Source organism: Prevotella sp. khp1 (assembly GCF_900102205.1).
Taxonomy (GTDB): domain Bacteria; phylum Bacteroidota; class Bacteroidia; order Bacteroidales; family Bacteroidaceae; genus Prevotella; species Prevotella ruminicola.
In genome coordinates this window covers 1,177,354-1,199,686 of record NZ_FNJZ01000001.1, presented here as the reverse complement: position 1 = coordinate 1,199,686, position 22,333 = coordinate 1,177,354, and the positions used below count along the sequence as shown (strand labels likewise).

The window sequence follows — 22,333 nt, the reverse complement described above, 5'->3', positions numbered from 1 at the left end:
TTATTCCAGTTTTTCTTTCAGGTATTTACCTGTCAGACTCTCTTTGCATGCCACCACTTGTTCGGGCGTTCCTGCTATTACTAGGTTACCACCCTTGTCGCCACCATCTGGTCCTAAGTCTATCACGTGGTCGGCACATTTGATGACCTCCATGTTGTGCTCAATAATCAGGATGGTATGGCCTCGTGCTATCAGGGCCTCGAAGGCTTTCAGCAGGCGTTGTATATCGTGGAAATGCAGACCTGTGGTAGGCTCGTCGAAGATAAAGAGCGTGGGCTCCTGTTTCTCCTGTCCGATAAAGTAGGCCAGTTTTACACGCTGGTTCTCACCACCAGAGAGCGACGATGAGTTCTGTCCCAGCTTGATGTAGCCTAAGCCCACATCCTCGAGCGTCTTCAAACGCTTAACGATGACGTTCTCGCCACCCTCTTCGAAGAAGGTGATGGCTTCAGAGATGGTCATATTCAGCACATCATCAACACTCTTGCCACGATAGTTTACATCCAGAATCTCTTTCTTAAACCGATGACCATGACAAGCCTCGCACTCCAGCACCAGGTCGGCCATGAACTGCATCTCAACCGTGATGGTTCCTGCACCCTTACACTCCTCGCAACGTCCACCATCGGTGTTGAACGAGAAGTATTGTGGCGTAAAGCCCATTTGCTTGGCCAGTGGCTGCTGGGCATACAGATCGCGAATGGCATCGTAAGCTTTCACATATGTGGCAGGGTTTGAGCGTGTGCTCTTACCTATGGGGTTCTGATCTACAAACTCAATATGCTTGATAGCCTCTACGTCGCCATCCAGTCCCAGATATTCGCCTGGTGCATCGCAAGCTTCGCCAATGCGGCGTCGCATGGCTGGATACAGTATGCCTTTGATGAGGCTCGACTTACCAGAACCTGAAACACCTGTTACCACCGTCATCACGTTGAGAGGTATCTTTACATCGATACCCTTCAGGTTGTTCATACGAGCACCTTTGATGGTGATGAATCTGTTCCAAGGGCGACGCGATGCGGGCACGGGAATCTCTTCCTGATGCAACAGGTATTTTACCGTGTAGCTCTTAGGCCACTTGGTGAGCGAAGCTTCGTTTACCTCCTTGGCATCGCCGTCAAACACTACCTCACCACCCAGGCGTCCTGCATCAGGACCAATATCTATCAGGTGGTCGGCAGCACGCATGATATCTTCGTCGTGCTCTACTACAACCACCGTATTGCCTAACGATTGTAGCTCCTTCAGCACGTGAATCAAGCGGTCGGTATCTCTTGAGTGCAAGCCGATACTAGGCTCATCGAGGATATACAACGAGCCAACCAGCGAACTACCCAGCGATGTACACAGGTTGATACGTTGACTCTCACCACCCGAGAGCGAGTTCGACAGTCGGTTGAGGGTAAGATAACCCAGACCCACATCGAGCAGGAACTGCAGACGACTCTTGATTTCTGTTAGCAGGCGCTTACCAATCTCGGCATCGTGCTGGTCGAGCTCCAAGCGATCAAACCACTCCTTTACCTTTACCACAGGCATTTGTACCAGGTCGGTAATGCTGCGTCCGCCAATCTTCACGTAGTCGGCTTCGGGCTTTAAGCGTGTGCCATGACACTTGGGACAAGTGGTCTTGCCACGATAGCGTGCCAGCATCACACGGTATTGTATTTTGTACTGATTCTCCTGGACCATCTCGAAGAAGGCATCGATACATGGACGCTCCTTCTTTCCTTTATCCGAGGGCAGTCCGTGCCATAGCCAGTCCTTCTGTTTCTGAGTCAGGTTCATATAGGGCTCAAAGATGGGGAAATCATCCTTGGCCGCGTGGCGACAGAACCAGTCGAGCCACTCTTTCATTTTCTCGCCATGCCAGCAAACCACACAGCCATCGTAAACAGACAGAGTGGTGTTGGGGATGACTAGCTTCTCGTCGATACCAACAATACGTCCAAAGCCCTGACACTCAGGACAGGCACCTGCTGGCGAATTGAACGAGAACATCTGGTCGGTAGGCTCTTCAAAGGTCATACCATCAGCCTCGAACTTCATCGAGAAATCGTAGAAGATGGTGGGCGGGAATAGCAAGCGCAACTCACCATGACCTTCGTAGAAAGCAGTTTCGGCTGAGTCGACCAAACGGGCAATCACATCCTTGGTATCATCTACGCTCATGCGGTCGATGACCAGATAGATATTCTCGTCGTCGAACTTTCCTGCTGCCAGATAATCATCTATTCGTTGGAAATCATTGTTTACATAGATGCGGGCATAACCTTCCAACTGGTAGGTCTTGAGCTGTTGCTCCATAGAGCGCCCCTCGCGCAGATGGATGGGTGCCATCACCACGAATCGGGTGCCTTTCGAGAACTCCAGCATCTTCTGTACCACATCCTCGGTAGAGTGTTTCTTCACCTCGCAACCACTGATGGGCGAATAGGTGTGACCTATGCGGGCAAACAGCAGTCGTAGATACTCATAAATTTCTGTGCTGGTGCCCACGGTGCTTCGTGGATTCCTTGATATTACCTTCTGCTCGATAGCGATGGCAGGCGGTATGCCGCGAATGAAATCACACTCAGGTTTGTTCATTCTTCCAAGGAACTGTCGGGCATAGCTCGACAAACTCTCTACATAACGGCGTTGGCCTTCGGCATACAATGTGTCGAAGGCCAAAGATGATTTGCCGGAGCCACTGACTCCGGCAATCACAACAAATTGGTTTCGGGGAATTTTAACGTCAATATTCTTAAGGTTATTAACGCGCGCCCCTTTTATCTCTATTGAATCACTCATTCATTATTAAAGAATACTCTTCACGGCCTCGAGCATGCCTACGCTCTTAATGAGGTCGAGATCCTGCTTCACCATAGCGTTCAGACCAGGAACCTTGTTCAGGTCCTCCTGCCAGATGAACTCGGCGCCCAGCACACCATCGGTAACCTTCTGTGTGTCGCCTGTTGCCCAGAGCTCCTTCAGCAGGTCCATAATCTTCTGGTCGTCGTTTGGAACAATCTCAACGCCATCCTCGCGCTTACCACCCTTGTAATAGGTGATGATAGCAGCCAGACCGAATACCAATCCCTTAGGCAGCTCGCCCTTGCGCTCCAGGAATGTCTTTACGCCGGGCAGGTCGCGAGCCTGGAACTTGGGGAATGAGTTCAGCATGATGCTGGTTACCTGGTGGTCAACATATGGGTTGTCGAAACGCTCCAGTACGTCGCCAGCAAACTTCTCGAGCTCGTCCATAGGCAGGTCGAGTGTCTGCATCAGCTCTTCAAACTGAACTTTGTGGATATATTTGCCGATTACCTCGTGGTTGCAGGCATCGCGTACGATGTTAACACCACTCAGGAATGCTACAGGGCTCAATACGGTGTGAGGACCATTCAGCAGGGTAACCTTACGCTTGTGGTATGGTTCCTCTGATGGTACAAAGAGTACGTGCAAGCCAGCCTTATCAGCGGGGAACTCCTCGGCAACCTCTTTTGGTGCCTCGATTACCCACAGGTGGAAGTTCTCGGCCTGTACTACCAGGTTGTCGCGATACGAAATCTTCTCCTGAATCTCGGCAATCTCCTTGCGTGGGAATCCTGGTACGATACGGTCAACGAGGGTAGCATATACGCCACAAGCCTCCTCGAACCATTTCTTGAAGTCGTCGCCAAGGTTCCAAAGTTCGATATACTTATAGATGCAATCCTTGAGCACGTGGCCGTTCAGGAAAATCAGCTCGCAAGGGAAGATAATCAGTCCCTTGGTCTTGTCGCCGTTGAAAGTCTGATAACGACGGTACAACAGCTGAACCAGCTTACCTGGGTAGCTGCTTGCAGGTGCATCCTCGAGTTTGCATGAGGGATCGAAAGCAATACCAGCCTCGGTTGTGTTCGAGATAACGAAACGAATCTCAGGCTGATCGGCCAGAGCCATGAAAGCGGCATTCTGGGTATATGGGTTCAAAGCACGACTAATCACATCAATACGCTCCAGGGTGTTAACGGGCTTGCCGTTCTCGCGACCCTGCAGATTTACATGGTACAGACAGTCCTGAGCATTCAGCCAGTCAACCATACCTTTCTCGATAGGCTGAACCACAACAACCGAACCGTTGAAGTCGGTCTTCTGGTCCATGTTCCAGATAATCCAATCAACAAATGCACGGAGGAAGTTTCCTTCGCCAAACTGAATAACCTTTTCAGGCATAACGCTCTTAGGAGCAAACTGTTTGTTTAGTGGTTTCATTTCTAAATATTGTTTTAATTGTTATTATTTGCGAGTGCAAAGATAGGCGAATTTTGTGATACTTCCAAATTTGAGGTTACTAAATTCCTAAAAAACCACGAAAACCTTTGCGCTAAATTTTGTTGATGTCAACATAGCCATGCATCACAGCATAGATGGTAAGTGCCGAAACACTCTTCATGCCCAGTTTGTCCATGATGTTTTTGCGATGGGTAATCACCGTTGCCAAGCCGATGTTCAGCTTGTCGGCAATCTCCTTGTTGATATATCCCTGTACAATCAGCGACATCACTTCGATTTCGCGATCCGACAGGATTTTCTGACTCAAGATAGCTGGCATGGGTGGCAGATGCTCGCCTTTGCCATGAGCGTGCTGCTCCAGCATCAGTAACGAGCGTACCAACTCGGGTTCGGGCACGTTTACACACAGACATTTAAAATCTGACAGTTGCGACATGGTGTCGAGCGACAACGTGAGCACGATAGTTTTGCGCTTGTTCTCTGTAAAGAATGCCATGTTCTCCACCACTACCGACATGGCAGTAAAGTAGTGGAAATAACTCTCGGGCTCGTTGGCTTGAAGTTCTGATAACGATCCGAATATGTCAACCGTCATGATGGGCATGACGTTCTGGAGAATAGCCTTCAACCCCAATGCCGAGAGGGTATTGGGGTCGATGATAGCTATCTTGGGTCTATTGTTCATGATAAGAATCCTAATAATGCACCAGCGGCTACAGCCGAACCAATCACACCAGCTACGTTAGGACCCATGGCGTGCATGAGCAGGAAGTTGTGACGGTCGTACTCCAGACCGAGGTTGTTAGATATACGTGCTGCCATTGGAACGGCGCTTACGCCGGCGTTACCAATCAGCGGGTTCAGTTTCTTGCCTTCGGGCAGGAACAGGTTCATCAGCTTAACAAAGCAAACACCCGATGCGGTGGCAATCATAAAGGCCATAGCACCAAGGGCAAAAATCTTGATGGTGTTGAAGGTGAGGAACTCGCTGGCCTGTGTTGAGCAACCAACGGTTAAACCTAACAGCATTACAACGATGTCGTTGAGTGCGGCACCAGCAGTCTTTGCCAAACGTGTGGTCTTGCCACTCTCCTTCAGCAGGTTACCAAAGAACAGCATACCCAGCAAGGGCAGGCCCGATGGTACGATGAAGGTGGTGAGCAACAAGCCGATGATGGGGAACAGAATACGCTCTGTTTGCGATACCTCGCGACCAGGCTTCATCTTGATAACGCGCTCCTTATCGGTAGTAAGCAGGCGCATGATGAATGGCTGGATAACGGGTACCAACGCCATGTACGAGTAGGCACAAACGGCGATGGCTCCCATCAGGTTGGGCGACAGCTTTGAACTGAGGAAGATGGCGGTAGGACCGTCGGCACCACCGATGATGGCGATACCAGCAGCCTGCGAGGGTTCGAATCCCATAGCCAAGGCCACCATATAGGCACCAAAAATACCAAACTGTGCTGCAGCGCCAATCAGCATTAACTTGGGGTTAGCCAACAGGGCTGTAAAGTCGGTCATGGCACCAATGCCCAAGAAGATAAGTGGTGGATACCAGCCCTGACGCACGCCTTGATAGAAGATGTTAAGCACAGAGTTATCCTCGTAAAGTCCTATCTCAAGTCCTGCATCAGCGCGGAAGGGGATATTGCCAAGAATGATGCCCAGTCCGATGGGGACGAGCAGCAGTGGCTCAAAGTCTTTCTTGATGGCAAGCCAGATAAAGAAGGCTCCCACAGCAATCATGATTAGGTTTCCTACCGTAGCATTGGCAAAGGCCGTGTAGGTAAGAAACTCATGAAAGTTCTGTATGATAAACTGTCCTAAATCCATAGTTTCATTTTACAATTTGACGATTTTACAATTTTATGATTGTCCAATAGTGAAATAGTCCAATTGTCCAATTATCCAATGGTCAGGAGCACAGAACCTTCCATCACGCTCTCACCGGCTTTCACGGTGATCGAGGTTACGGTGCCAGAGTACTCGCTCTCGATGTTGTTCTGCATCTTCATAGCTTCGAGCACCAGCACTACGTCGCCCTGCTTAACGGTGTCGCCTACGTTCACCTTCACATCGATGATGGTGCCTGGCAGTGGTGCCTTAATGGCCTGACCTGAGCCGGCGGCTGCAGGCTTTTCGGCTGCGGGTGCAGCTGCAGGGGCTACCGAAGGACGAGCCACTGTCTTAGGTGCTTCTACGCGAACCTTCTTGAGTGTACTTGTGGGGTTGATGGGCTGCTTCAGCTCAACGTCGAAACGTACGCCATTTACTACTACTTTGGCTACGTTGCCCTCCACTTCTTCTATCTCTACGTCGTAATCAACGCCTTGTACTTTATACTGATACTTATTCATATTGTTCAACGGATTTCTGGGGTTGTTGGAATTTTGGGTGCATGATGTGATGTTGGGATGACAGGCTTCGAGAAGTGCGTCATCTGACTGCCTTCGTCGCTCCATCCTGTTTCACGTGCCTTGATGGTAATGATACCACTCTCAACATCGTGAACATCATCCTGATACTGCTTCAGGGCCATAGATATAACGGCTATGTAAACCTCCTTGTCTATACCTTTGGTCTTTAAACCGTCCTGCAGAATATTACCTGTGGCATGTGCCAGGTCGTGGGTAACCTCAACAGTTTTGGTAATAGGTTTGATGGGCTGGGTGTTTGCCACCTTCTTGGCCATCTCGATATTACGCATAATGATTCCGAATACCCAGAAGAATACGAAGAGTACTGCCAGACAGAAGAACACGATACCCATGGCCAGCAGTGTAATGCCGAATCCGTGTGGGTCTTCGCGCTTCAGATAAGCGTCCTTGGTCTCATCGGTCTTGATAAAGTTCTCAATGCCAGGTGTTACGTTCTCAGCCGATTTTACAGCCCACGATTTGGCGTTCTGTCGAGCATAGCTCTGATCGGCAGCCAAAGCGGGGATGGTTACTGAGTCGATAAGTTCGGTGGCATTTCCGTTGTAGAATCCCAACCAAAGGGGCTCCGACAAGGGAACGTTGAGCGAGAGGTGCAACTTACTCTGTGCAGGGTTAGAGTTGCAGTAGAAGATTAGGTGCTGATGCCCGCCTATCTGCGTACGAGGATCGCCACTGGGGATAACACTCATGCGCTTGATGCGTTCAGGCACACTCATCTTTGGATCGAGTACGGAACGATCAGTAGTAAAATACATACCACGCACGTTATAGGTAGTGAACGAGGTGTTCTCCAACTCTATCCATGCGTGGTTTTGTCCGTAATCATCCTGAATGCTGGCGGTATTGTTGGTCAGCACCTCGTTAATGCGAATGTTTTTGGCTCCTTGAGCCATCATCGCCGTGGCGCTGGCCAACAATAGGCCGCTGAGCAGGATTTTGGTTTTCTTCATTTTGTTGGTAAATTATTATATAAGTTTATTGTTGCCTCCGTTAGCCGCAGAAGAACAATACCACAATCTGCGCTGTGAAGATGCGGAGGAACATAGCCAGCGGATAAACCGTTGAGTAGCCCAGAGCAGGAGCTTCCTTAGAGCAGATGCTGTTGGCATATGCCAGTGCGGGGGGATCGGTATAGGTACCGGCAATCATACCAGCCAACGTGAAGTAGTTGAAGCCAAACTTCCAGCGAGCCAGTGGGCCTACAATCAGGATGGGGATGATGGTGATGAGGAAACCTGTGAGCACATAGAGCAGTCCGTCGCCCTGAACCACAGTCTCAAAGAACCCGGCTCCAGCCTTGATACCTACCGATGCCAGGAAGAGCACCAAACCAATCTCACGCAGCATCATGTTAGCCGATGTGGTGGTATAGGTTACCAGATGTATCTTATAGCCATAACGGCCAATCAGAATAGCGATGATAAGTGGACCACCAGCCAAACCTAACTTAACAGGTACAGGCATGCCAGGAATAGCTACTGGGAACATACCGAAGATAAGTCCGATAAAGATACCCACGAAGATAGTGGCGATGTTTGGTGCGTCCAAACGGCGGATTGAGTTACCCATCTTACCAGCCACGTTGTCAACAGCGTCCTCAGGACCAACAACCATGATGCGGTCGCCTACCTGCAGGGGCAGGGTGGGAGATGCGAAGATGTCCATACCATGACGGGTTACGCGGGTTACGTTAACACCATGTACACTCGAGAAGTGCAGCGATGCCAGTGTTTTACCGTTAACCTTAGGATTGGTAATAACAATACGCTTTGAAACCATAGGCTGATCCTGCTGCTCAAAGTCGATGTCGAGCTTAGGACCGATAAAGGCAGTGATAGCCTCCTGGTCGGCCTCGGCACATACTATCAGCATCTGGTCGCCCAGGTGGAAGATGGTATCGCGGTTAGGGATAAACAGCTCGCCCTCGTGTACCAGGCGTGATACTACGAAGTCGCGGTTCAGGAAGTCGTGAACCTGCAGCAGAGTCTTTCCCTCCAAGTATTTGTTTGTTACCTCAAGGTGCATCTTGTAAGGCTTCTTGTTAGCGTTGGTCTCGTCCAGTGCCTCAAGGTCCTTCTCTTCTTTATCCAGCTTAACCTTGCAGATATACCTTACTAATATAATAGCACCGATAATACCCAGCACACCAAGTGGGTAGGCACAGGCATAGGCCGATGCAATCTGTGGAGCGTTGCCGCCGAATACAGTCGAGAGAGCCTCGTTGGCAGCACCAAGTCCTGGAGTGTTAGTTACGGCACCATACAGTGTACCAACCATCATAGGCAGGTTGTTGGTATTGTTAGTGTCGAAGAAAATGTAGTAGCATCCGAACATTACCAGGATGTTAAGCAGGATAGCTGTGGCAGCCATTGCGTTAAGCTTAATGCCCTGTGTACCAAAGCTTTCGAAGAATCCAGGACCTACCTGCAGACCGATCATGAATACAAAGAGTATCAGTCCGAAGTCCTGTACGAATGTAAGAATGGGAGTTGGAGCAGTAAAGCCGATGTGTCCGGCCAGAATACCTGCAAAAAGCACAAAGGTTACGCCCAGTGAAACACCAAAAAACTTAATTTTTCCTAAATAAACTCCAATCGCTATCACAATAGCGTAGAGTAGCGTAATGTGCGCTACCGAGTCTGTCGTCGTAAAAAGGTCACTTAACCACTGAAATGATTCCATAAATAATTCTAAATAATACCTATTCTTTAAAATATCTCAAATTCGACTGCAAAGGTAGTTAAAAAATGCTCATCTTTATCATTTTTGTGCATCAATTTTCGTATAAATAGTGTTTTTTTATTTCTTTCACACTTCAAAATGCCGTTTTGAGCAAAAATGTTGTATCTTTGTCCACTGTTAAGAATAAACTTAAAACATTACTTATATAATAATTAAACGTATCAAATCTATGGCAAACAAAGAGAAACTCTTTACCGAGTTCACAGCCCCTACCAAACAGGAATGGCTCGACAAGATCGAGGTAGACCTGAAAGGTGCTGATTTTCAGAAGCGCTTGGTATGGAGAACAAACGAAGGTTTTAACGTACAACCCTTCTATCGCCGTGAGGATCTGGCTAACCTGAAAACACCCGATGCCCTGCCTGGCGAGTTTCCATTTGTACGTGGCAATAAAAAGGATTCGAACGAGTGGTATGTGCGCCAGAATATCGAGGCTGCCGACCCTAAGGCTGCTAACGCCAAGGCACTCGACATCCTGAACAAGGGTATCGACTCATTAGGTTTCCATATTCCTGGAAAGCTGGTTTCGATGGATACTATCGAGACATTGCTCGATGGCATTTACTGCGAGTGCGTAGAGGTTAACTTCTCTACCTGTCAGCGTCATTCGCTCGAACTGGCCGAAATCCTGAAGACTTATTGGACCAAGAAGGGTTACGACAAGGAAAAGATAGTAGGCTCGATTGAGTGGGACCCCATGAAGAAGATTGTGATGACGGGTAAGGATGTAACACCTGTGCTCGCCTTTGGTCCTAAACTGGCCGAGTCGCTCAAGGAGTATCCCAATTTCCGCAGCATCATCGTTCATAGCGATGCACTTAACAATGCAGGTGCCTACATCGTTCAGGAGCTGGGCTATGCTCTGGCTTGGGGTAACGAGTATCTGCAGCAGTTGACCGATGCTGGTGTAGATGTGGATCTGGCTGCTAAGAGCATCAAGTTTAATATGGGTGTTAGCGAGAACTATTTCATGGAGATTGCCAAGTTCCGTGCCGCCCGCCTGTTGTGGGCTCAGATTGTGAAGCAGTACGAGCCTAAGTGCGACTGTGCCTGCAAGATGATTATCAATGCCACCACCTCAACCTACAATCAGACGCTGTTTGATAGTTATGTGAACCTGCTGCGTTCGCAGACCGAGGCTATGAGTGCCGCTCTGGGTAGTGTCCATTCGATGGTGGTAACACCGTTCGATGCACCTTACGAGGAGGCAACTGATTTCTCTGAGCGTATCGCCCGCAACCAGCAGCTGCTGATTAAGGAGGAGAGCCATTTCGACCGTATCGTCGACCCATCAGCAGGTTCTTATTATATCGAGCACCTCACTGATGCACTGGCTACCGAGGCTTGGAAGATATTCCTGAAGGTAGAAGACGAGGGTGGATTCCTCGCTGCTATCAAGGCTGGAACCATTCAGGACGATATCAACGCTACCAATATTAAGCGTCATGGCGATGCTGCCAAGCGTAAGGAGTTCCTGCTGGGTACCAACCAGTTCCCAAACTTCACCGAGAAGAGCGAGAACAAGCGTGCTTACAAGCACCATTGCGGTTGTGGCGGCGTGCACCATCATGGCGAGGAGACTGTAGCCTTTAAGGGTATCGAAAGCACCCGCTTGGCTGCCGACTTCGAGAATCTCCGCATACATACCGAGGAAACTAAGGTGCCTACTGCCTTTATGCTTACCATCGGTAATCTGGCCATGCGTCAGGCTCGTGCACAGTTCTCGTGCAACTTCCTGGCTTGCGCTGGCTATAAGGTGATTGATAACCTTGGATTCAAGACCGTTGAAGAGGGTGTTGATGCCGCTTTAGAGGCTAAGGCCGATATCGTGGTTATCTGCTCGAGCGACGACGAGTATGCCGAGTACGCTATCCCTGCCTTCAAGTATCTTAATGGTCGCGCCATGTTCGTGGTAGCTGGTGCACCTGCTTGCATGGAAGACCTGAAGGCCGCTGGCATCGAGAACTTTGTACATGTAAAGTGCAACGTGCTCGAGACTTTGAAAGAATATAATCAAAAACTTGGTATTTAAAGAATAGGAGACTTGAATTATGCGTAAACAGTTTAAAGATATTGATATCTATGCAGGCATCAAGGCTCAGGATGGTGCCAAGTGGATTAAAGATAATGGTATTGAGGCCAACTGGAAAACCCCAGAGCACATCGAGGTTCGTCCGGTTTATACTAAGGAAGACCTTGAGGGTATGGAGCACCTCGACTTTACAGCTGGTATCCCTCCCTATCTGCGTGGTCCGTATTCGATGATGTACCCCTTCAAGCCTTGGACTATCCGTCAGTATGCCGGATTCTCTACGGCCGAGGAGTCGAATGCCTTCTATCGCCGTAACCTGGCTTCGGGTCAGAAAGGTCTTTCTGTAGCTTTCGACCTGCCTACACACCGTGGTTACGACCCCGATAACGCTCGTGTAGTGGGCGATGTAGGTAAGGCTGGTGTATCAATCTGTAACGAGGAGAACATGAAGGTGCTCTTCAGCGGTATCCCCTTGAACAAGATGTCTGTCTCGATGACCATGAACGGTGCCGTGCTGCCTATCCTGGCGTTCTATATCGTAGCCGGTCTGGAGCAGGGTGCTCAATTAGAAGAAATGGCTGGAACCATCCAGAACGATATTCTAAAGGAGTTCATGGTGCGTAACACCTATATCTATCCCCCTGCATTCTCAATGAAGATTATCGCCGATATCTTCGAGTACACCTCGCAGAAGATGCCTAAGTTCAACAGCATCTCTATCTCGGGTTATCACATGCAGGAGGCTGGTGCTACAGCCGATATCGAGTTGGCTTACACCTTGGCCGATGGTATGGACTACCTGCGTACGGGTGTTAATGCCGGTATCGATGTGGATGCTTTTGCACCTCGTCTCAGTTTCTTCTGGGCTATCGGTATGAACCATTTTATGGAGATTGCCAAGATGCGTGCTGGCCGACTGCTGTGGGCTAAGATTGTGAAGAGCTTCGGTGCCAAGAATCCTAAGTCGCTGGCCCTGCGTACCCACTCACAGACATCTGGTTGGAGTCTTACCGAGCAGGACCCATTCAATAACGTAGGTCGTACCTGTATCGAGGCTATGGCTGCTGTGCTGGGTCATACCCAGTCGCTGCACACCAATGCGCTTGATGAGGCTATCGCTCTGCCTACCGATTTCTCGGCTCGTATCGCTCGTAACACCCAGATCTATATCCAGAACGAGACTAAGGTGTGCAAGCAGATCGACCCATGGGCTGGTTCCTACTATGTTGAGACCCTGACCAACGAGTTGGTTCACAAGGCTTGGGAGCATATCCAGGAGATTGAGAAGCTGGGTGGTATGGCTAAGGCTATCGAGACTGGTCTGCCTAAGATGCGTATCGAGGAGGCTGCAGCCCGCACTCAGGCTCGTATCGATAGTGGCGTGCAAACTATCGTTGGTACCAACAAATACCGTTTGGAGCACGAGGATCCCATCGATATCCTCGAGGTTGACAACACCGCTGTGCGCAAGCAGCAGGAGGAGAGCCTGAAGCAGGTTCGCGCTACACGCGACGAGGCCGCTTGTCAGGCTGCACTCAAGGCTATCACCGAGTGTGTACGCGACTTTAAGGAAGGTCGAAAGAGCGAGAACAACCTGCTCGACCTGGCAGTCAAGGCTGCACAGCTGCGTTGTACTCTGGGTGAGATTTCAGATGCCTGCGAAGAGATCGTGGGCCGTTATAAAGCAGTAATCAGAACAATTTCAGGCGTGTATAGTTCAGAATCTAAGAACGATAAGGAATTCGAGGAGGCTAAGAAGCTTACCGACGAGTTTGCTCAGAAGGAAGGTCGACGTCCACGTATCTTCGTTGCCAAGATGGGGCAGGACGGTCACGACCGTGGTGCTAAGGTAGTGGCAACAGGTTATGCCGACTGTGGCTTCGACGTGGATATGGGACCGCTGTTCCAGACGCCCGAGGAGGCTGCCCGTATGGCCGTCGAGAACGATGTGCACATTGTAGGTGCCTCGTCGCTTGCCGCTGGTCATAAAACGCTGATTCCTCAGCTCATCGAGGAGCTGAAGAAACTGGGCCGCGAGGATATCATGGTAACTGCCGGAGGTGTTATTCCTGCTCAGGATTACGACTTCCTTTACAAGGCAGGTGTGGCCTGTATCTTCGGTCCTGGTACCCCGATTCCGTATTCGGCCATCCAGATGATGAAGATTCTGATGGACAAAGAGTAATTATGGAGAATATAAGACATATTGATGTGTTGATAATCGGAGCCGGTCCTGCCGGCTCCGTTTGTGGTAGTCTGTTAAAGCAGGCCGGTGTTGAATGTTTGATAGTTGATCAGGCCACGTTCCCCCGCGATAAGGTTTGCGGTGGCGGACTTACGGTTAAGGCCTGGCGACTGTTGGATATGTTGCTGCCTGGCATTCAGTATAACTATCGCCCCATCACCCGCATGCGTTGTCAGTTCGAGAACGATGCCGTTTGCGAGTTTCAGGCCGAATATCCTATCCGCATGACGCGACGTAAGGACTTCGACTATTCGTTGTTGCAGTATTACTTGGACCACGGTGGCGAGCTGATGAAAGGTTCGTTTGCCCGCTTTGATCAGCAGGCCGACGGCCAGGTGCTTGTTACCCTCAAATCGGGTGAGCAGATTTCGTGTCGTTATCTGGTGGCAGCCGATGGTTCTAACAGTCAGATTCGTCAGCAGATTCATGGCGATTCCAAGTTGCGGGCCATGTTCCTCGAGCAGTTCGACGAAGGTAAGGAGAGCGATGATGTGTTTGTACACTTCTCAAACAACTATCGTCCCGGCGTATTCTATAAGTTCTCGAGTGTAGGGCGCGATATGTATGGTTATGCCTCGGTCGAAACCAACGACGATATGCCCCGCCATAAGGCAGGCTTCAAGCATGCGCTTACCAAGTTTGGCGTGCCCGTAGATCGCATCTGCGGCGCCTATATCCAACTTGATACGGTGCCCCATACAGCCGATAATGTGATATTGATTGGCGATGCTGGCGGATTTGCCAATAAGCTTACGGGCGAGGGACTTTACGATGCCTTTAAAACCGCGGCCAATGCCAAGCGTGCTATTGTTGAGGGACGTTCGTTCAGCGAAACCAATAAGGAGGAGTTCCGCAAGATGGAGCATCAGAAGAAGGTGTACGAGTTCTTTTTCAGTCCTATCGGATGGCGACTGCTTCGCTGGGCATTACGTTGTCCCAGAATCATCAAATGGCTTTTCGATGCCAAGATGAAACGTGAAACGTTTCGTGCATAAAAAAATAAAATCCCAGTAGTTGCTTACTGGGATTTTTACTTTTCGCATCTCTATCATAAATCAGCCGCGTTCGTCAATTCTGTACGCTCTGTTGTTGTCCTTTATGTAGATCTGCAGGTCGCTGAAGTAACCTGATTTTTGGATTTCGGCGAGGTTCATTTGGGCGTCCTCTTCCAATTGATACTCTTGGGCTTTAACCAGATTGCTGGTAAATTCCAGTATCTTCTTGTCTGTATCCAGAACCGCTATCCATTCTTCCTTCAGTCGGTTTCCGATAACAAATTTTTCACCCATAATTTTTAACTATTATATATTCGATCTGTAGTTTGTCGTTTAGCTATCTCAGCCTCTGCTTTTGTTTAGCTGATGCAAAGATACGCACTTTCTGCCAACATTGTATCACCACACCCCCAAAAATCGTATGTAAACGTTTGAGTAAAACTGTTTCGTGCGTCGTAGTTCTATGCTCTTTGGCTTGATTTCACAAATTTATTTTTATCAATTGACCTACATAACTACATGAAATTGCTTAAAACCTTCATGTATAAAGGGATTTTTGTACTTTTCGACCTACATAAAAACTACATTCTAACTACATAAAACTACATAAAATCTACATGATTCCTGCGAAAAGTAGCTTTTCGTTGCCCCAAAAGTAGCTTTTCGTTGCTCAAAAAGTAGCTTTTCGAGATGCAAAAAGTAACTTTTCGATGCACAAAAAGAAATGACCTGCCTTACTAAAACAAACTCTTTAACTTATTCGCTATCTTTTTCCTTATTGGTCGATTAGAAATTCTCTAGAGAATTTTCGGCTTAGTGCCGTACTAACTATTTTTCTCTGCCTAAGTAGCGTAAAAATTCTCTAGAGAATTTTTACGCTACTATTCATGCTATGTAGTTTTATGTAGTTAGAATGTAGTTTTTATGTAGTTAGTAAAGCTCATGTAATGCCTATATATACAGGTGTTTTGAACGATTTTATGTAGTTATGTAGTTAACGTCCTACCTTCCAGTTATTCTATCGAGCCGCACCAGCCACCGTTGCGAACTAAGTGGAGCTTGAGTTGAGTGGATGGGGTTACTTGCTGCACCTGCTTTTTGTAATGTCCCGACATCACACTTGCCAAGCGTGAATTAGGATGGGAGCCCAAGGTGTCGCTCGACGAGGGACTGGATCATATCATTGCGTATTTCCGCCAAAAAGTGCTTATTTGATGGTGATGCGGAGGGTGTTGCCATCTACATGGATGTTGCGGCTGAAGTTGCGCAGGATGGTCACAGCTATGTCATCACTTTCTTGGCTGAATACGCTGCTATCGACGGCATGAGGACTATTGACGATGAACTGTAACGTGTCTTCCTTTTCAGAATAAGCCAGCGTCAGGCGTGTATTGGGGTGAGTGCCGAGGATGGCCAGTGTCTCGTCGATGACGTGTAGCACCGCAAAGATTTGCTGGCGCTGCAGATTATAATGCAGGCAGAACTGCTCCATCTGGGCCGTCATAGCATACCAGTCGAATTGCTTGGTCTCGATGAGGAAGTGCATTTCGTGTATCTGCTGGATGAACTGTCGGGTGCGTTCGCGCTGCGGATGGTCGAAGAGTTGGTCGGGGGTGCCATCCTCATAGATGACGCCATCGGCAAAGAATAGTACACGGCTACTCACCTGCCGGGCAAATCGCATCTCGTGTGTCACCACAATCATCGTCATCCCCTCACGTGCCAGTTTGGTCATTACGCCCAGCACCTCGCTCACCATGGTGGGGTCGAGGGCTGAGGTTGGCTCATCAAAGAGCAATATCTCCGGCTCCATGGCCAGTGCGCGGGCTATGGCCACACGCTGTTTCTGTCCGCCGGAAAGTTGCTCGGGCATGGCTGTGGCACGCTCGGCCAGTCCTACCATCTCAAGCAGTTGCTGAGCGCGTTTCTCGGCTTCCTCCCGTGTTTTTCCTAACAGTTGCATGGGCGCCAGACAGATATTGTCGAGCACCGACATGCCATTGAACAAGTTGAACGACTGGAACACCATACCCATGCGTCGCCGTAATAGCGGCACGTTGGCATTGCGTTCCAGTATGTCTTTTCCACCTATGAGAATGCTCCCGCCAGTAGGCTGCTCAAGGAGGTTAAGGCAGCGCAGGAAGGTGCTTTTACCTGTGCCGGATGGCCCTATGACAGAGATCACTTCGCCCCGATGCACATCAAGGTTGATGTCGTGCAGCACATCAAACGTGCCATAGCTCTTCTTCATGTGGGCGATGCTGATGACGGCCTCCTTCTCATCCTTCGGCTGCTCCAGTGCGTTGGTAGTAGGCTGCCGCTGGCTGTAGCGCTTGCGGCGAACGATGAACCAACCTCCGCTACCGGCAATGACAAGTATTGCTACCATCCACGGCCAGGGGCTCGTGGGGTGCTCTGTGCTGGAAGAGTATGACGGATTCGTGATAATTGATGCTTCATTCTTGCGTGTGATCAGCACGATGTGCGACTCGATGTAGCCATTGGAGAAGAGTACCTGTTTTTGTCGCTCTTCGGTGATGCTGATGGCACCCATGGCCATGTCGGCCTTGCCTGTCTGTACAGCGGGTATCTGAGCGGCAAAGTCCATTACCAGGAATTCCAGTTGCCAGTTGCGGCGGTTGGCCCACTCTGTCAGCAGGTCGATTTCCAGGCCCGATGGTTTGCCGGAGTTGATAAAGTTGAAGGGAGGCATGGCAGGATAGGTGGCTATGCGCACGGTGCGCCCAGTGCCGCGCTGCTGTGGAATGTCCATAGCCGACGGATTGTCGGATTTCTGCCAGCGGTCGTATATTTTCTGATAGGTGCCGTCGCGGCGGATTTCTGCCAGGAAACTGTTGAAGTCTTGCTGCAGCCCAGTATTTTTCTGGTTGAAGCATGCGCCAATAGGAATCGGTGTAAGTCCGGCTCCTACGGAGTCAACCTTGTCAGCCAGTTCCTTGTTGAATATCAGTGTGAGGCTCTCGCTGCCTGCCACATCCACCTTGCCGTTCTCCAGGGCAGCCATCATGTCGGTGGTGGTGGTCATGCGCAGTATGTCGGCATCGGGCGCCATCGTGCTTACTGCAATATCTTGGATACTGCCGATGATGACACCTACGCGCTTGCCCGATAGTGCCTTGATGGCTGGTGGTGCGTCGGTTGTGTCTGCTGTCGTTGCCTGCGCATCTGTTAGTATCGAAGGCACGTAGGCCACAAGCCCCGACAGGGTCAGCATGACGGCTGCAACTGTGGCTTTGGCCCGCTGTCGTTGCAGCAGCGCAGTGAGCAGTTGGCCGATGAGCCAGGCTATCAGAAAGTAGATGATGGCTGTGACGATAAGCGGGAAGAAGGCGTCGAAGGTGCGTGAGCGTATCAGGTCGGATGCTCGTGTCATATCGTTCACGGCGATGTAGCCCACGATGCTTGTGCCTTTCAGCAGACTTATTACCTCGCCCTGATAGACGGGCATGACAGCCTTGACTACCTGTGGCAGTATGATTCTGATGAATGTTTGTCGTTGTGTGTAGCCCAATGCCAGTCCAGCCTCCGTCTGTCCTCGGTCAATGCCTTGGATGGAGGTGCGCAGCATCTCGCTGATGTAGGCTGCGGTGTTCAGGGCAAAGGTCACGATGGCTACCACGATGCCAGTGGCATCTATTGGCGCCATTAGTACATAGTACATCAGCATGAGCAGCACCAGTACGGGGGTGCCTCGCATCAGGTCGATATACGCGCTGGCTATGTGTCGCAGCCATTTGTGGCGGTTCATGCGCATCCAACACACCAGTCCGCCTAATAGTGTGCCGAGAATCGTGGCGCAAAGGGTGATGATGAGTGTTACCTGCAGGCCATCCAGAATCATCTGATAGCGGTTTTCTGCAATCAGGTTGTTATTAAAACTCTCTGCCACATTGTTTGTTATGTCGGCACAGCCTGTCAGCAATAGGCTACCGGCTATTAGGATATTCTTTTTCATAGGGTTAATACTAGATTGTTTTTTTCTTGGGCACAAAGATAAAAAGAATATCCGAAAAAAGCAAATTTGGCGGAGATAATTTTAGATATGTAATCTTAAAACTGTTAGTTAGTGCTATTCTATCGAGCCGCACCAGCCGCCGTTGCGTGCCAGATGGAGGGTGAGCGTGGTGGCAGGATTCACCTCCTGAGTCTCCTTTTTGTAATCTACGGCGATGCGATGGGCGTTGCGTCCGTCGCGGAAGGAGGTGAGCATGGCAGGACGAGTCAGGAAGTCGAGACTGATGGTGATGTCCTGAGGCTTGCTGCCTGTGATGGCTCCTACAAACCATTTTGCACCTTTGCGCTTGGCTACTACGTAGTAATCACCTGCCTTGGCAGCCAATACGCGGGTTTCGTCCCATGTGGTGGGTACCGAGGCTATGAATCGGGTGCACGCCTCTTCGCGCAGATAGCGGGTAGGACTGTCGGCCAGCATCTGCAGTCCGCTCTCAAAGCATACGTAGAGTGCCATCTGATAGGCACGTGTTCCTCCTCCCATCGGTAACGAGCCTGTGCCGTGATTATCCTCGGGCTGAGCGTTCTGCATTGAGCCTGGCGTAAAGTCCATCGCACCAACGGCATTACGCATAAACGGCAGCCAGATGCTGTTCTCAGGTCGGCAACCTCCGCCTTGTTCCAAGCCACGCACACCTTCGTACGAAATCAGGTTGGGCAGGCGCTGTTCCAGGCCGGATGGCTTGAACGAACCGTGGAAATCCACCAGCAACTTGTGCTTGGCACACTCGCGGGCTGTTCGCTCGTAGAAGTTCACCATCCACTGGTCGCTGTGGTCCATAAAGTCGATCTTCAGTCCCTTCACACCCATATCGGCGTAATGCTTAATAAGGTCGGGATGCTGCTCAACGGTGAGCCATGATAGCCAGAGAATGATGCCGACATGTTTCTGGGCACCATACTCTACCAGCTCCTTTACATCGATATTGTCGCTGTAGGTAAAGGGGTCTTCTACGCGTTTGTTCCAACCTTCGTCGAGTAGCACATACTCTACGCCAAACTTTGAGGCTGTATCGATGATGTACTTGTAGGTATCGTTGTTGATGCCTGTCTCGAAATCCACATCCCAGATGGTCCAGTGGTTCCACCAGTCCCAGTTAACCTGTCCGGGCTTAATCCACGACACATCCTGCAGTTCGCACTTGCCGCCCAGCACCAGTTCCATCTGGTTGGCAGCTATCGTGGCATCGCTGCCGATAACGGCAAAACGCCAGGGTAGGGTGCGCTGTCCGCTGGTACGGGCAATGCAGTTGCGCTCTTTGGTGATGGTCCAACCTCGGTCGCCACGTGGCTTCCACGTTTCGGGCGATTTGGGATGAACGGCTGTAAAACCATTGGCGCCTGTGCTTTTAAGGAAGGTGTGGGGATAGTCGCGCACATCGCTCTCGGAGATGAGCACCTTGGTGCCTTTGGGACTTTCGAGCAGTACAGGCAGATAGGTTATCTCGTCGTCGGCCTTATACTGAGCTGTGCTGATGTGCGTGTAAGGCTGCTCGTACGAGGTGTTGAAGCTGCGCGTCTTCGAGATGTGAGCCTCGAAGGCTGTGGGCAGATGGTAGTTGATACCTTCGTTTACGATATCTACAACACCTTTCTTATTTATAATAAAGCGATAGGCCACACCATTGTCGTAGGCTCTGAACTCTACGCTGTAGCCCTTGAAGTTGAGCGTTAAGGCATTTGCCTTGTTGGGCACTACGGCCTGTTTTAAAGGCACTACAGGTCGTATCTGCTCATCAATCTTAGTACGTTTTGTGTTGCTTAACTTTGGGTTTACACCCAATAATTCCTGTCCAACTTGCAAGCTAAGGGGGCAATCTTTCAGAATCTGTTCGCCGTTGAACGAGGCGCTGTAAGTTAACTCTTTGCCAATATTGATGTTGGCTACGATTTTGCCGTTAGGCGATGCAAGCTTCTCTTGTTTGTCGGCCCAGCTGGTGTTGGTCAGTCCTGCCGCAAGGATAGTAATAATTAAAAATCTTTTATTCATTGTCTTTTTAGTTTGATAGTTTTGCCAGTGAGGGGTCCATACCATATCATTTCGGTGTTGGTGATTTTCTTGACTTGTGCCGACCAAGGCATGTTAAAAGCATAATGGCCGCCTGCTGTTAAGCAGAACGGCCATTGATTGTATTTAAAAATCGAATCGTGTCTGATTTTTACTCACCCTTGATAGCAGCTACGCCAGGGAGAACCTTACCCTCGATGGCCTCGAGCAGAGCACCACCACCAGTTGAGATGTAAGATACCTGATCAGCAAGTCCGAACTTGTTTACACAAGCTACAGAGTCGCCACCACCAATCAGTGAGAATGCACCGTTCTTAGTAGCCTCGGCGATAGCGTCGCCGATGGCACGTGAACCAGCGGTGAAAGCGTCGCACTCGAATACACCAGCAGGACCGTTCCACAGGATGGTCTTAGCACCCTTGATAGCCTCGGCAAATGCCTTCTGGCTCTCAGGACCAGCGTCAACACCCTCGAAACCGGCAGGAACCTTGTTGGCAGGGCAGGTGATGATCTGTGCACCCTCCTTAACACTCATAGTGCCGAAGTCGAGACCGTTAGTAGCGGTGCAGTCAGAACCCAGAACGAGCTCTACACCGTTCTTCTTAGCCAGCTCCTCAACACCCAGAGCTACATCCAGCTTGTCGAGCTCAACGATTGAATCACCAATCTCACCGTTGTGAGCCTTAGCGAAGGTGTATGTCATACCACCGCAGAGGATGAGCTTATCAACCTTACCGAGCAGGTTCTCGATGATACCGATCTTAGAAGATACCTTAGAACCACCCATGATGGCAACGAAAGGACGCTTGATGTTAGAGAGAACGGCATCAACAGCCTGAACCTCCTTCTCCATCAGCAGACCCAGCATCTTGTTGTCAGCGTCGAAGTAATCGGCGATAACAGCAGTAGAAGCGTGCTTGCGGTGAGCTGTACCGAAGGCATCCATTACGTAGCAGTCAGCGTAAGAAGCGAGAGTCTTAGCAAACTCCTTCTGGCTGGCCTTCATAGCCTTCTTAGCCTCGTCGTATGCAGGATCAGCCTTGTCGATACCTACTGGCTTACCCTCTTCCTCTGGATAGAAACGAAGGTTCTCGAGCAGCAGAGCCTCACCCATCTTCAGAGCCTTAGCAGCATCAGCAGCCTTAGCGCAGTCGGGAGCGAAAGCAACGGGAACACCCAGAGCCTTCTCAACAGCCTCGCGGATCTGACCGAGTGACTTCTTAGCATCTACCTTACCTTTGGGCTTACCCATGTGGCTCATAATGATAGTAGCACCACCATCAGCCAGAATCTTCTTCAGGGTAGGCAGGGCACCACGGATACGGGTGTCGTCTGTGATCTTACCATTCTCATCGAGGGGTACGTTGAAGTCTACACGTACGATTGCCTTCTTACCGGCAAAGTTGAATTCGTTGATAGTCATAATTTAAATATTTAATAATGTGAAAAATTTCATTTTAAAATGCGACTGCAAAGTTACTAAAAAACATTGAACATTGAACATTGAACATTGATTATTTAATTCTTTTTTGCGCTCAACTATCAATTATGTAAGCAAAATGTTCAAAAGTA

The 22,333-nt window shown here is 49.8% G+C and carries 13 protein-coding genes and 2 pseudogenes; 3 read left to right on the top strand and 12 right to left on the bottom strand.

The window, feature by feature from the left end; all coding sequences use genetic code 11:
• From uvrA to BLR73_RS04980, 7 genes are all read right to left on the bottom strand, one after another.
• Positions 1-2,796, bottom strand: a complete 2,796-nt coding sequence (gene uvrA / locus BLR73_RS05010) for an excinuclease ABC subunit UvrA (protein WP_033149802.1) — start codon at positions 2,794-2,796, stop codon at positions 1-3.
• A 6-nt stretch (positions 2,797-2,802) separates the two neighbouring features.
• A complete protein-coding gene (locus BLR73_RS05005; RefSeq protein ID WP_013064280.1) occupies positions 2,803-4,242 on the bottom strand; it encodes a tagaturonate reductase in 1,440 nt (479 codons plus the stop codon).
• Positions 4,243-4,354: 112 nt separating this feature from the next.
• Positions 4,355-4,948 (bottom strand): response regulator transcription factor, encoded by a 594-nt coding sequence (locus BLR73_RS05000; RefSeq protein ID WP_013063361.1) that lies wholly within the window; start codon positions 4,946-4,948, stop codon positions 4,355-4,357.
• Complete coding sequence (locus tag BLR73_RS04995; RefSeq protein ID WP_013065095.1) at positions 4,945-6,102, bottom strand: sodium ion-translocating decarboxylase subunit beta; 1,158 nt, start codon at positions 6,100-6,102, stop codon at positions 4,945-4,947. The genes BLR73_RS05000 and BLR73_RS04995 overlap by 4 nt, the downstream gene beginning before the upstream one ends.
• A 71-nt stretch (positions 6,103-6,173) precedes the next feature.
• Positions 6,174-6,626: a biotin/lipoyl-containing protein gene (locus BLR73_RS04990; RefSeq protein ID WP_013063260.1), complete on the bottom strand. Its 453-nt coding sequence runs from the start codon at positions 6,624-6,626 to the stop codon at positions 6,174-6,176.
• 5 nt (positions 6,627-6,631) lie between these two features.
• Positions 6,632-7,657, bottom strand: coding sequence for an OadG family protein (locus tag BLR73_RS04985; protein ID WP_013063871.1), 1,026 nt, complete (start codon positions 7,655-7,657; stop codon positions 6,632-6,634).
• 40 nt (positions 7,658-7,697) lie between these two features.
• The gene (locus BLR73_RS04980) at positions 7,698-9,389 is read right to left on the bottom strand and encodes a putative transporter (RefSeq protein WP_013064796.1); all 1,692 of its coding nucleotides are present in this window, start codon (positions 9,387-9,389) and stop codon (positions 7,698-7,700) included.
• A gap of 229 nt (positions 9,390-9,618) precedes the next feature.
• On the opposite strand from BLR73_RS04980, the gene mutA reads away from it, so the two are divergent.
• From mutA to BLR73_RS04965, 3 genes are read left to right on the top strand one after another with little or no spacing between them, the layout of a single operon-like run.
• Positions 9,619-11,481, top strand: coding sequence for a methylmalonyl-CoA mutase small subunit (gene mutA / locus BLR73_RS04975; RefSeq protein WP_091859593.1), 1,863 nt, complete (start codon positions 9,619-9,621; stop codon positions 11,479-11,481).
• Positions 11,482-11,500: 19 nt separating this feature from the next.
• On the top strand, positions 11,501-13,666 hold the full coding sequence (gene scpA, locus BLR73_RS04970; RefSeq protein WP_033149806.1) for a methylmalonyl-CoA mutase: 2,166 nt from the start codon (positions 11,501-11,503) through the stop codon (positions 13,664-13,666).
• Positions 13,667-13,668: 2 nt separating this feature from the next.
• Positions 13,669-14,721 carry an NAD(P)/FAD-dependent oxidoreductase gene (locus tag BLR73_RS04965; RefSeq protein WP_091859590.1) on the top strand — a complete coding sequence of 351 codons (1,053 nt, stop codon included), beginning with the start codon at positions 13,669-13,671 and terminating at the stop codon, positions 14,719-14,721.
• 60 nt (positions 14,722-14,781) lie between these two features.
• Here BLR73_RS04965 and BLR73_RS04960 read toward each other — a convergent pair whose 3' ends face one another.
• The 5 genes and pseudogenes from BLR73_RS04960 to pgk all read right to left on the bottom strand — a co-directional run bounded on the left by BLR73_RS04960 (position 14,782) and on the right by pgk (position 22,184).
• Complete coding sequence (locus BLR73_RS04960) at positions 14,782-15,015, bottom strand: hypothetical protein (protein WP_033149808.1); 234 nt, start codon at positions 15,013-15,015, stop codon at positions 14,782-14,784.
• A 1,258-nt stretch (positions 15,016-16,273) separates the two neighbouring features.
• A pseudogene (locus BLR73_RS14725) lies at positions 16,274-16,972 on the bottom strand (amino acid ABC transporter ATP-binding protein); the annotation flags it as partial.
• Between the two features lie 207 nt (positions 16,973-17,179).
• Positions 17,180-18,583, bottom strand: a pseudogene (locus BLR73_RS14720) (ABC transporter permease subunit); the annotation flags it as partial.
• Positions 18,584-18,811: 228 nt separating this feature from the next.
• Complete coding sequence (locus tag BLR73_RS04950; RefSeq protein WP_091859584.1) at positions 18,812-20,743, bottom strand: glycoside hydrolase family 97 protein; 1,932 nt, start codon at positions 20,741-20,743, stop codon at positions 18,812-18,814.
• Positions 20,744-20,912: 169 nt separating this feature from the next.
• Complete coding sequence (pgk, locus tag BLR73_RS04945; RefSeq protein ID WP_091859578.1) at positions 20,913-22,184, bottom strand: phosphoglycerate kinase; 1,272 nt, start codon at positions 22,182-22,184, stop codon at positions 20,913-20,915.
• Between the last annotated feature and the right edge of the window lie 149 nt (positions 22,185-22,333).

Excerpts from the sequence above, each read along its gene's own strand:
- uvrA (WP_033149802.1), bottom strand. The coding sequence starts at position 2,796 with ATGAGTGATTCAATAGAGATAAAAGGGGCGCGCGTTAATAACCTTAAG.
- BLR73_RS05005 (WP_013064280.1), bottom strand. The coding sequence starts at position 4,242 with ATGAAACCACTAAACAAACAGTTTGCTCCTAAGAGCGTTATGCCTGAA.
- BLR73_RS05000 (WP_013063361.1), bottom strand. The coding sequence starts at position 4,948 with ATGAACAATAGACCCAAGATAGCTATCATCGACCCCAATACCCTCTCG.
- BLR73_RS04995 (WP_013065095.1), bottom strand. The coding sequence starts at position 6,102 with ATGGATTTAGGACAGTTTATCATACAGAACTTTCATGAGTTTCTTACC.
- BLR73_RS04990 (WP_013063260.1), bottom strand. The coding sequence starts at position 6,626 with ATGAATAAGTATCAGTATAAAGTACAAGGCGTTGATTACGACGTAGAG.
- BLR73_RS04985 (WP_013063871.1), bottom strand. The coding sequence starts at position 7,657 with ATGAAGAAAACCAAAATCCTGCTCAGCGGCCTATTGTTGGCCAGCGCC.
- BLR73_RS04980 (WP_013064796.1), bottom strand. The coding sequence starts at position 9,389 with ATGGAATCATTTCAGTGGTTAAGTGACCTTTTTACGACGACAGACTCG.
- mutA (WP_091859593.1), top strand. The coding sequence starts at position 9,619 with ATGGCAAACAAAGAGAAACTCTTTACCGAGTTCACAGCCCCTACCAAA.
- scpA (WP_033149806.1), top strand. The coding sequence starts at position 11,501 with ATGCGTAAACAGTTTAAAGATATTGATATCTATGCAGGCATCAAGGCT.
- BLR73_RS04965 (WP_091859590.1), top strand. The coding sequence starts at position 13,669 with ATGGAGAATATAAGACATATTGATGTGTTGATAATCGGAGCCGGTCCT.
- BLR73_RS04960 (WP_033149808.1), bottom strand. The coding sequence starts at position 15,015 with ATGGGTGAAAAATTTGTTATCGGAAACCGACTGAAGGAAGAATGGATA.
- BLR73_RS04950 (WP_091859584.1), bottom strand. The coding sequence starts at position 20,743 with ATGAATAAAAGATTTTTAATTATTACTATCCTTGCGGCAGGACTGACC.
- pgk (WP_091859578.1), bottom strand. The coding sequence starts at position 22,184 with ATGACTATCAACGAATTCAACTTTGCCGGTAAGAAGGCAATCGTACGT.